Source organism: uncultured Bradyrhizobium sp. (assembly GCF_936928535.1).
Classification (GTDB): domain Bacteria; phylum Pseudomonadota; class Alphaproteobacteria; order Rhizobiales; family Xanthobacteraceae; genus Bradyrhizobium.
In genome coordinates, this window is record NZ_CAKZHY010000160.1 from 1 (window position 1) to 11,548 (window position 11,548).

8 protein-coding genes are annotated in these 11,548 nt (G+C 56.2%); 7 read left to right on the forward strand and 1 reads right to left on the reverse strand.

Annotation, left to right across the window (positions count from 1 at the left end; translation table 11 throughout):
• The first annotated feature begins 461 nt into the window (after positions 1-461).
• The 7 genes from Q0687_RS29755 to Q0687_RS29785 all read left to right on the forward strand — a co-directional run bounded on the left by Q0687_RS29755 (position 462) and on the right by Q0687_RS29785 (position 9,575).
• Entirely contained in the window at positions 462-2,258 is a 1,797-nt protein-coding gene (locus Q0687_RS29755; RefSeq protein WP_298885006.1) for a hypothetical protein, read from the forward strand.
• A gap of 347 nt (positions 2,259-2,605) precedes the next feature.
• Positions 2,606-3,373 (forward strand): glucose-1-phosphate cytidylyltransferase, encoded by a 768-nt coding sequence (rfbF, locus tag Q0687_RS29760; protein ID WP_298885013.1) that lies wholly within the window; start codon positions 2,606-2,608, stop codon positions 3,371-3,373.
• A complete protein-coding gene (rfbG, locus tag Q0687_RS29765; protein WP_298885007.1) occupies positions 3,373-4,449 on the forward strand; it encodes a CDP-glucose 4,6-dehydratase in 1,077 nt (358 codons plus the stop codon). Before rfbF ends, rfbG begins: the two co-directional genes overlap by 1 nt.
• 36 nt (positions 4,450-4,485) lie before the next feature.
• On the forward strand, positions 4,486-5,832 hold the full coding sequence (rfbH, locus tag Q0687_RS29770) for a lipopolysaccharide biosynthesis protein RfbH (RefSeq protein ID WP_298885008.1): 1,347 nt from the start codon (positions 4,486-4,488) through the stop codon (positions 5,830-5,832).
• 11 nt (positions 5,833-5,843) lie between these two features.
• Positions 5,844-7,625 (forward strand): thiamine pyrophosphate-binding protein, encoded by a 1,782-nt coding sequence (locus tag Q0687_RS29775; RefSeq protein WP_298885009.1) that lies wholly within the window; start codon positions 5,844-5,846, stop codon positions 7,623-7,625.
• Positions 7,622-8,563, forward strand: coding sequence for an NAD(P)-dependent oxidoreductase (locus Q0687_RS29780; RefSeq protein ID WP_298885010.1), 942 nt, complete (start codon positions 7,622-7,624; stop codon positions 8,561-8,563). The genes Q0687_RS29775 and Q0687_RS29780 overlap by 4 nt, the downstream gene beginning before the upstream one ends.
• 37 nt (positions 8,564-8,600) lie before the next feature.
• Positions 8,601-9,575, forward strand: a complete 975-nt coding sequence (locus Q0687_RS29785) for a glycosyltransferase family 2 protein (RefSeq protein WP_298885011.1) — start codon at positions 8,601-8,603, stop codon at positions 9,573-9,575.
• Positions 9,576-9,607: 32 nt separating this feature from the next.
• Here the strand turns inward: Q0687_RS29785 and Q0687_RS29790 are convergent, their stop codons facing one another.
• Positions 9,608-11,389, reverse strand: a complete 1,782-nt coding sequence (locus Q0687_RS29790; protein ID WP_298885012.1) for a hypothetical protein — start codon at positions 11,387-11,389, stop codon at positions 9,608-9,610.
• Between the last annotated feature and the right edge of the window lie 159 nt (positions 11,390-11,548).

Sequence of the window (11,548 nt, forward strand, 5' to 3'; positions counted from 1 at the left end):
GCCGGTGAACGCGGTGACCCGCAGCCAGCTACACCACGCGACGGGGCACGATCCGTCTTTTTGCCGGCTTAAGAACTCAGGCGGATCGCGACCCGCTAGGACGAAGAGCCGACAGATTCCTTTCCTCCTTGGTCGCGGCCTTCACCTGGCGGATCAATTGAGTTCGGACCCGGGTTCGGGAACACTCTCGATCCTGGTGAGAGCGAGCGCTCGCCGCGCCCGATTGCCCCGCGCCTCTTCGAAGGCGTTTGGATGTCGAGCGCGTAAAGACCGGCCTCTATCCCTCGATCCCTTCGCGCCGAAACAGACAAACCTTGCGACTGCCTCGCCGCGGCTTCGACGCTTTGAAAGGCGCTTTGGCCCGTGGCCCGCTAAGGACACCACCGGGCCCGACCCCTACTCCGGACTTGCGCAGCCGGTAAATCACAGCCAATGAAGTGCTACGAAGCTGGATGATTTTCATGTCTTTTTTGCAGAAGGCGGCGCAAAGCAACACGTATGGTTTGCTCGCTCTTTCAGGCGTGCTCGTGCTCCTGTTTGGGACGACGACGCCGCCCGTTTTGACAGGCGACGAACCCCGCTATCTTGCGTATTCGTACGCGTTCTTCGCGCATTTCTCGTTTTCGCTGACAGACGCCGAATGGGCGAGCCTTTATCAGAAGGCGGCTGGCTTGTCGCAGGTCCCCGCAATTGCCAGCGGCGGCGTGGTGCACCCGATCTATCTGGATGTCATCCTCTCCCCAATCGCGTATTATTTCTCGATAGCAGGGCTGCGCGTTGTTTCGTTCTTGGCGGGAATTTGCGGACTGTCGTACCTTTTGCGCCTCGCACGCGAATGCACAAGCGCTACTCCAGCGGTCGCTACAGCGACCGGTGCTGTCACCATATTTTCGATTCCGATATTGCCCCATCTTCGTTTGTATTACATGGAGGTATTCATCTTCGCGTTTATTTTAGCTGGATGGTACCGTATTCATCGGGCACCAAAGGAATTGAAGTCTGACCTTGTCACTGCCGCGATCCTTCTTAGCCTGCCCTTTATTCACCTCCGCGCGAGCGTGGTTGGCGCAGTTCTCTACCTGATCTTTCTCTGGCACACATATCGGCAAGCCGATGCAGAGAGCGCGCAATCGCGGCTGACCATCCTCGTGGTCGCCGCAGTCGCTGCCTTGTGTGTGCTGGTTGCTCTCAATTTCTACGTGTACGGAAGCGTGGCAGGGTCGGTGACCACGGCTCACCCTCCGCTAACTCCTGATGAGGCGTTTTGGACCGTAGCGATGCAATGGTTCAATGTACGTCATGGCTTGATGGCTTATGCGCCGATCTGGCTATTGGGTTACGCCGGACTGGCAGTCGGGGCGCTTCGAGGCCGCAACCTTGCTCGAGAAGGTCTTCTTCTCGTCCTGGTTGCCGCCGTTACTGGCGTCGGTGTGAACCCCGGGGAGAGCTGGCCGGCCCGATTTTGGGTACTCTCCGTTCCGATGTTGGGCATCGGACTTTGCTTTTGGTTGCAATCGATCCGCAGCCTCGTGCAGTGGGCAATTACATTCATTCTAGGCGGCCTCACTCTCTTGAATACCATAGTCTACTGGTGGAACCCGAACAGTTTTCTTGCCAATCGACAGGCGAGCGTTACCTATCAACTGCTCTTTGATTTTCTCTTCGCCAAATCCGGGGGCTTTCATCCAGGACTGGTTCTGCCCGTGGAAATCCCGGGACTAATTCAGACGGATCTTGCGCGAAACCTAATGCTAGTTGCGCTAGTGTCGGTTGCAATGCTCGTTTGGTCCGTCATTTACTCAACGCGCTATGCCTGGGGCCCTTTGCTGGTTCTGTTGATTGGAGCCGACGTTGCGCGCGTAAGGCAAGTTCCTCCATCCGAGTTCGTCATCGCGACGAGTGCAGAAGGCTTCGTGGTGACTATGAAAGTCCCCCTGGAACCTGCTTCGTATTTTCAACTCGGGCCGCTTTGGGAAGTCTGGTCGGGCCCACCGGATTGGCCTCTGTTCGATGTTGAGGCGACGGCTGCGCCGAGCGACAGCAGATTGTTTCCAACGGGGGACAGTTCGCGATGGACAATGTCTGCGAACCAGGTGATTTCGGCTGTGTGCCGTAATGGCCTCTCTCGTTTGAACGTGAATACCACAGCACTTGCAGGCGCCGAGGCAAAGTTCGCGGTCTCTGGCGTAAAGGTCTATGAGTCCAGATCACTGGTTCGACGCATCACAGCCGCAATGATGCATGACTGCACCTCCTGATGCAGCAAGGGCTTTAGCCGAGCATCTCCTCCTTGGTCGTCGCGGCAGATTAGCCACAGGTTGCGTATTGCCTCCGAAAAACCCTTGAATTGCGAATCGCGCAACTGCCAAGCTCGGGATTCGGCGTAACCTTTACCCCTTGATTGCTCCCTTCCGAACAGGTTATGACCCCGCGACGGCTCGTGAGACACTTGGGACACCACGAAGCGGGCCAATCCATGGCCTTGTTCATAAACGTGTTTTGGGCTCGAAACCACCAGAGCGGCCAAGTACTCTGCTGGTTCATCATCTCAAGTCCCACCCAAGCGACCAGCTTCGGCGTGCGGCCTGCAACCGCGGTATTGGAAATGAAGGCAGTCATACTTGCAGGAGGTCTCGGAACCAGACTGAGCGAGGAAACGACCGTGCGTCCCAAACCGATGGTCGAAATCGGCGGCCGCCCAATTCTCTGGCACATTATGAAGATCTATTCGGCGCATGGAATCAACGACTTCATCGTGTGTCTTGGCTATAAAGGCTACGTTATCAAGGAGTACTTTGCGAACTACAGTCTGCACATGTCGGACGTCACGCTCGATATGCGCACCGGCAGTATGAAGATTCATCGCAACGATGCGGACGACTGGCGTGTTTCGCTCATTGACACCGGCGATAATACAATGACCGGCGGCCGACTGAAGCGGGTGCTTGATCATATCGACGAAGATCGATTTTGTATGACTTATGGCGATGGCGTTTCCGACGTCGATATCACCAAGCTTCTGCAGTTCCATCGCTCGCATGGCGACGCGGCCACGGTGACTGCGGTATATCCTCCCAAACGATTTGGTCAGTTGGAGATCGCGGACACTTATGTGAAGGACTTCAAGGAAAAGCCGGACGGTGAAGGCGGCTATATCAACGGCGGATTCTTCGTACTCTCAAGAGACGTGGGTGCGTACATCCAAGATGAGCACACGATCTGGGAACGCGAACCCCTTGAGCGGTTGTCAACAGAAGGCAAACTTCACGCCTACAAGCATGACGGCTTTTGGCAGCCGATGGACACACTGCGCGACAAAATCTACCTCGAGTCGCTTTGGGCTGAAGGCAGGGCGCCTTGGAAGGTTTGGTGATGAGCGACTTCTGGCGCGGCAAGCGAGTCTTGGTCACAGGACACACGGGATTCAAGGGAGCCTGGCTTTCACTTTGGTTGACGAAGTTGGGGGCCGCTGTGACAGGCTATTCCTTGGCCCCAAAAACAAATCCAAGTCTTTTCGAATTGACTGGACTGGGCGGACAACTCTCGTCCAACATTTCCGCTGATATCAATGATCAGCATCGGCTCGGAGCGGCGTTGACAAGCAGTTCTCCCGAGATCGTATTCCATCTGGCTGCACAAGCGCTCGTTCGGGATTCCTACTCTGATCCGGTCGGGACGTTCGCCACGAATGTGGGAGGTGTTGCCACCCTGCTCGACTCCGTACGCCGTTGTCCTTCGGTTCGCGCGGTTGTCGTGGTCACAAGCGACAAATGCTACGAGAACCGCGAATGGGTCTGGCCCTATCGCGAGATCGATCGATTGGGCGGCCGCGACCCGTACAGCGCGAGCAAAGGCTGCGCCGAGATCGCAACGCGGTCGATGCAGCTGAGTTTCTTTGCGCCGTATGCTGCGGAGGGACATCCTGCACGCATCGCGAGTGTACGCGCCGGGAACGTCATCGGGGGTGGCGATTGGGCTAACGACCGACTGGTTCCGGACATTGTTCGTGGTTGCCTTGGCCCGGATGCAGAAGTGCGTTTGCGCAACCCCAACGCGATCAGGCCTTGGCAGCACGTACTTGAGCCACTCGGCGCCTATCTGGAGATTGCCGAAAAGCTTGCCTTGGGACATCCCGGCATTGACGAGGCCTGGAACATCGGACCGGAGATCGACGAAAATCGACCCGTCATCCAGGTTGCCGAGGCGCTCGCAGCCGCTCTCGGCGTGGGTCGCGTCGTTTGCGAAAAGCGTGAAGGTGACCCTCACGAAGCAACACTCCTTCAACTTGACTGCCAGAAGGCCAAATCGCAGCTTCGCTGGCGGCCACGCCTCCAGTTTGCCGATGCAATAAGGTACACAGCAGATTGGTATGCCGCTTGGAAGCGGGAGCAGAACATGGCCGCGCTTACGAGAGCACAGATTGATGAATACGAGGCCTTGGCCGCCTAGGGCTATGCCCGTGCGACAACCACTTGGAGAAATCGAATGGCGGACCCTGCACTTGCAGAATTGAGGGAGCAAATTCTGCAGCTCTCGGAGCGCTACGCGGAGCTCGCCCATGCGGCCAAGCCTTTTGATCGCCAATCGAGCTCAGTTCCACCAAGCGGCAAGGTCCTCGGACGCCGCGAGATGCGCTATCTGGTCGATTCATGCCTCGACTTCTGGCTTACGACCGGACGCTTCAATGCGCAATTTGAAACCTCCCTTGCAAAGGTCACCGGCACGCGTCGGACATTGACGACAAATTCCGGATCGTCGGCCAACCTTCTTGCCATGACCGCCCTGACCTCGCCCATCCTCAAGGACGAGGCGCTAACGGCGGGCGACGAGGTCATCACGTGCGCGACAGGTTTTCCGACAACGGTCAATCCGATCCTTCAGAATGGCCTGATCCCTGTCTTCGTCGACGTCGAAGTCGGAACATACAATATCGACGTCGCGCAGCTTGAATCGGCACTGTCGCCGCGGACGCGAGCCATCATGGTGGCGCACGCGCTCGGCAATCCGTTCAACCTGGACGTCGTTGCCAAATTTGCCGAAAAGAATGGACTTTTTCTGATCGAAGACTGCTGTGATGCGTTAGGCGCAACATATCGGAACAGAAAAGTCGGCACGTTCGGCGAACTCGGGACTCTTTCATTTTACCCGGCGCACCACATCACTATGGGCGAAGGCGGTGCGGTGCTTTGCAATTCAACGAAGCTGATGCGAGCGGTTGAATCCATCCGCGATTGGGGCCGCGATTGCTATTGCGAACCCGGCAAGGACAACACCTGTAAACAAAGATTCGGCTGGAAGCTGGGAGAGCTTCCGTTCGGCTACGATCATAAATACACGTATTCTCATCTAGGCTACAACTTGAAGATTACCGACATGCAGGCGGCAATCGGCCTGGCCCAGCTTGATCGATTGGAGGAATTCGTGGTCGCCCGCCGGCGCAATTGGCAATACCTACATGACGGGCTGAAGCACCTGGAAGACATCTTCGTACTGCCTAGCTCAACCGCAAACAGTGACCCGTCGTGGTTTGGATTTTGTTTGACCTTGCGTCCGGAAATCCGATTGGATCGCGAGGAGTTCTTGCGGTTCTTGAACGATGAAAAACGCATTGGTACGCGTCTTCTGTTCGGCGGCAACTTGGCACGGCAGCCATATATGATCGGCCGGAACTTTCGGGCGGTGGGCGCTCTTGAGGGCAGCGATCTGGTGATGAACAGAACTTTCTGGATTGGCGTCTATCCCGGGCTCACCCAAGATCACCTTGATTACGTGATCAGTTCGTTCACAGAATATGTTTCCGACCGCTACGCGTCAGCTACAGCAATGTCCTGAGTTGGATTCACATGAACGGCTCCGAATATATCGCCGAATTTATTGCCCGAATGGGCAGCAGGTTCGTTTTCACGCTCACCGGGGGTGCGTGTGCTTTCATGATCGACGCCGTTGGACGTCATCGCGACCTGCAGCTGATTTGCGTGCAGCATGAGCAGGCGGCATCCATGGCGGCAGACGCGGTCTGGCGTAGCAATCGCCGTATCGGCGTTAGCATGGCCACGTCGGGTCCAGGGGCAACCAACTTGATCACCGGGATAGCGTGCTCCTTCTTCGATTCCATCCCGACGATGCACATCACCGGGCAGGTCAATCAACGTGAAAGCAGCGCAGTCCACGGCGCCCGGATTCGTCAATCGGGTTTCCAGGAGACGAAGATCGTCGAGATGGTGCGCCCGATCACGAAGTACGCCACGCTGGTCAAATCGCCCAACGAACTCCGTGAAGCACTCGCAAAAGCTTATAAGATTGCGACTTCCGGTCGAATGGGCCCGGTGCTGATCGACGTGCCCATGGACGTGCAGCAGGCGGAGGTGGAACCCGTCTTTCCTGACTTTCTCAATGACGAGCTAGCCGAGGCACCTCCTTCCATTGTTGAGGCCGCCGAAGCGATCGCGTCTCTGTTGGCAGAAGCTCAGCGACCAGTCGTGCTGTGGGGCGGCGGCGTGGCGATGGCCGGTGTGGCCGACATGCTGTCAGCCTGGCTTGCCAAGACCAAGCTTCCGTTCGTCGCGAGTTGGGCTGGTATGTCCGCCTTTCCCCATCAACATCCCTGCTTCGCCGGACAGATCGGCGTTTATGGTAACAGGGGGGCGAATTTCATATTGCAGAACGCAGACGCCGTGCTCGTGCTCGGCAGTCGGCTGGACAACCGCCAGCGCTCCGGGAATGCCGAGAACTTCGCCACTGGCGCCAAGGTCCATGTTCTCGACGTCGACATCGAGGAGATAAAAAAATATGGCGGAGGACGCTATTCCGGCACAGAGATCAACCTTTCGTGGCTTCCTCAAGTGCTCGCATCGGTCCCGACGACAGAAGTCACAGCAGAGTGGAGCGACTATGTCGCGGAGATGAAATCCGCCTACAAGGGACGAGAACATAGCGCCAGCGCGCAGCGACTGAACAGTCTGTCGCCCTATGATGTCGTTCGTCGCCTCGGCGCTATCGCAGACGAAGATGCGATAGTCGCCGGCGATACTGGCGCCGCGATCTGCTGGTTGCATCAGGCATTTCAGGTGCGCAAGCATACCTTGTTCACAGCAGGTGGCAATTCTCCGATGGGATATGCACTGTGCGCCGCGATCGGAGCAAAGCTTGCGGATCCATCGCGTCAGGTGATCTCGTATAACGGCGACGGCGGGTTTCAACTCAATATCCAAGAGCTGCAGACCGTCAAACATCTCGGCTTGGACATCGCCATTGTCGTGATGAACAACGGTTCCTACGGCATTATCAAGCAGTTTCAGGATAGCTACCTTGGAAGCCGCCACTTTGCTTCCCAGGAGGGATATTCGACGCCGGATTTTGGTGCGATCGCACGCGCCTATGGACTGCAGTACCAGCGCGTCGAGCGCCTCGAAGATCTCAGCGCGGACATCCTCAAGCGCGGAGCCATCGTCATCGACGTGGCGTTGTCCGACCAGACATTGATCGAGCCAAAGCTCGAGATGGGACGTCCTATCAACGATCAGTACCCCTATTTACCACAGGAGGACTATGAACGGGGCAACCGCTTTGTTTCCTATCCTCGGCCAGCGCACCTTCAGGCGCTGGTTCGTGGCGACCAAGAATGAGAATTCTCGTCACCGGCGCCAATGGTTTCATCGGAGCGGCCGTTGTTCGTCAGGCCGTCCGCGACGGTCATGAGGTCATCGCTGTTCTGAGACCCGAAGGCAATAGCCAGCGCCTCGATACACTTCTGTCTCAGATCACGGTTCTGCGGCTCGACCTGCGCAATTTTGGCGCTGTCGCGGCCGCCATCGAGAACTCTTCTCCGAACGCCCTCATCCACTGCGCATGGGCCGGGGTGAATCAGAAATTGCGCATGGACAACATACAGTATAGCGACAATCTCGGTTCTGCCTGCAACCTGGTGGAATCCTTGGCTCGACGAGGGTCATCGAAATTCGTTGGGATCGGCTCACAGGCGGAGTACGGTCTTCTTGCGGGGCCGATCGCAGAAACAGATTTGCCGCGGCCGACTACGTTATATGGCGCCTCCAAGCTGGCAACCTGCATTCTTACCGACCAGTTGGCGAGGCAATTCAATCTTCCCTTTGCCTGGATGCGTGTATTTTCAGCCTATGGCCCGGACGACAATCCGCACTGGTTGATCCCTTCATTAATCGACCAGATGCTTCGCGGCGAACGTCCGAAGACTACGGCGGGGGAGCAACGCTGGGACTATCTCTTCATCGACGACCTCGCGAGAGCCGTTCTCAAGGTTGCCTGTCAGTCCGATGCACAAGGGGTGTTCAATCTAGGGTCCGGGATCCCAGTTCAGGTGCGTACTTTGATTGAAAAACTTCGCGAGATTGCCTCACCAAACCTGGAGGTCGGTTTTGGGGAGATTCCCTACAGATCCGACCAGATTTGGCACATGCAGGCCAATATCTCGCGTCTGAGCAGCACGACGGGCTGGAAACCGACGATAAGCATTGATGACGGCCTTGCGATGACGGTGGATTGGCGCCGACGAAGCAAAAACGCCGCGACCATCAATGCGGCCTGACGCATCCGGATACACTACACCTAAGGAGGGTTGGGCTTTGAAACGAATTACCGTCGTCTCGCCGTGCTACAATGAGGAAGAGAACGTTCGCCACTGTTACGATACGGTGAAACGTCTTTTTAGCGAGTCTCTCCAAAATTACGAGCGGGAGCATATTTTCTCGGACAACTGTTCGACCGATCGCACAGTGAGCATTCTCCGCGAACTCGCCGGCTCCGATCCCAACGTCAAGGTCATCTTGAACGCCCGCAACTTCGGGCCGTTCCGCTCGCTATTCAACGGCCTCCGATACGCCACGGGCGACGCGATCATCGTATTTCTACCCGTCGATCTCCAGGATCCGCCCGAGTTGATCCCGGAATTCGTCAAACATTGGGAGAATGGCATCGAAGTGGTCGCTGGTGCACGCGTCAACCGCGACGAAACCCGCGTGCTTCGCGCGTGCCGCTGGATCTTTTACCGAACGGTCAATGGCTTGTCCGATTTTGAGATTCCGCCGGACGTCGGCGAATTCCAGCTTATCGATCGAAAAGTCTGGACGGCGGTAATGGCACACAACGATCATTATCCGTTCATTCGCGGCATCATTGCATCGTGCGGTTTCAAGAGATTGATCGTTCCGTATACATGGCGGTCTCGCGCGCGCGGCATATCAAAAAATAACTTGCCTCGCCTCATCGATCAGGCGCTCAATGGCATCTTCTCTTTCACGAACGCGCCGATGCGGTTCTGCACCTTTGCCGGATTTGCGCTGGCGACCGTTTGTATCGGCTATGCTCTTGCCTCGCTCCTCGCCTATCTTTTTTTGCCGCATATGGCACCGCGAGGAACGACAACAATCATTTTCTCGATATTTTTCCTATCCGGGGTCCAGCTGATCTTCATCGGCATCCTAGGGGAATATGTGACATCAACCCATTCGCAAGTCCGCAGGGGACCATTGGTCACCGAGCGGGAGCGATTGAACATCGATCTATCCTCGCAACCAGCTGCACGAGGTTCGAGGGAATAGTTGCTTTGGAAATGATATGGATTCCGAACCACTCACTTGCAGAGGGAAAACAACGCCCTGAATTGGTCTTGATAGCTTAGACAAGCTCCGTTGGCCTCAAGTGTGTTAACAAGACTGGCCGCACGCTCCACGGAGTAGCCAGTTTTCTCGACCAATATCCCGTCAAATCCGAGCTTCTTCAATTCGCCCGGCATATTCGGCTCTTGAGTTGCGATCGCAGCGAACGGCGCTATTTGGGCAGCGCTAAGGCCATAGCTCCACCGTGTCGTGCTGTCATTTCGGTCAAAAATATAAGGAAGGGCGTGTTCGTATCCGACCAGCTTTCCGACCGGTGGACTTTCAGGCCATTGCATAACGGGCAGCTGAAATATCGTCGTGATGCCTGACCGATCTCTGGCGGCAAGAACGTTCAGGACACTCTGTCGGTAGGCTTGGGCTTCGGGTGATGTCAGGAAGGCATTCTGGTGATGAGACACCAACCCAATTGCTGGATACATCCCAATCACCAAACCCAGCATCGTAATGGCAACCACCGCCCTTCGCAGTCGTCGCCTTCCAATACACGCAGTTCCAAGGCAGGCCACAAGTATTGCAAAGAACGTGAGAAACGGAATGATTCGCTCCTGCGCGCGGATCGCGCCGGTGAAGAGATATCCAAAGACATAGCCAAGGCCACCGCGGATTGAGAATAACAATCCGAAAGTGATGAATGCGACGCTAACGGCGATTGCCCCCGTCCGCCTGGCTCGGGTGTTGAGAAAGCAGAACAGAAGCCCGGGAGATATCAGAATGATGGTCGTCAAAAATGGACCTGGCCATTCAAACAAGTAGGATTCTCCGGGAAGCTCGCCCATGCCCCGCTGCCCGAAGATGACACCTTTGTACTCGGCAAACTTGCCGGCGAAGAGGCCGATGTCAGCGTAGACGTGTAGTGCGGTGCCAATCAGCAGACCGTGCGACAATTGCTCCCAACTATAGCGACGGGGAGGCGTTACGAGGCCCTGCCCTCCCAACAACCATCTCCAAACGTGAAATCCATAAGCACTAAAACCGAGCAAAAGTAGTACGACGGTACAAATCAAAGACCATACAACGAGTGGTCTGGTGCTCCTGTCGTTAACGGCGCGCGCAACCAGAATCAGACTGATGAACATTACGGAGAAGAATGCATAATAGAGCCCTCCCGTCCCCACGACCGCCAACGATACGAGAGCGAACGCGGAGCCAGCCTTTCGGTCCGGCTCCCCTTGCGAGAAGCTGACGGCGAGCCCCGCTCCAAGCGGTACGCTGTAGTATAGTGATAGCAAATCGTGAGAAAATGCTCGCGTCGCGAAGTACGGCGTTAGAACGAACGCCACCGAAGCCACACTTGCAAGCCAGGGCTCGACTTCCAATACGCGCAGAGACCAAAAACTGGTCGCAAACGTTGCGGTCACGCCGATCAAATAGAATAAGCTTACGGCGACGAAAACGTTCGAAGTAAATCGGGTCAAAAGCCAAATCGTGAATTTGTACGAGCCATCAAAGAAAGGCATGTAAAAGCTGTTCTTTTGCAGAGGCGCTCCCATGTGCTCGTTGAACACACCGATGCCTCGCATGGCATCCTTGATCATTTGGAGCAGAAAGATATGATCGCCCGATAAGCTGACTGGCTGATCGAACCGTAACCGTCCAAAGCCCAACAGGAGCAGCGCCGCAACGAGCCCGACGAATGGGGCAAGCGCGCACGAACGACGATAGAGAGCTCCTCGGTCGGCAAAAACAGACGGCTGCATACTTTCAATGAACATCATGTGTACCAGTTTCGCCCTCATGCACCACTCGCGGCTATTCGTGCAGCCGCAAAGACGCTCTTTGCTCTAGTTTGCGCATTAGCTGATCGGAACTCTCATCCCAACTGATCCACTGCGGCTCGTGCTGTAGCGCGGCAATCTGGGTAGGAAGTGCGCGGCAATCAGGATGGCGAGGCAGTG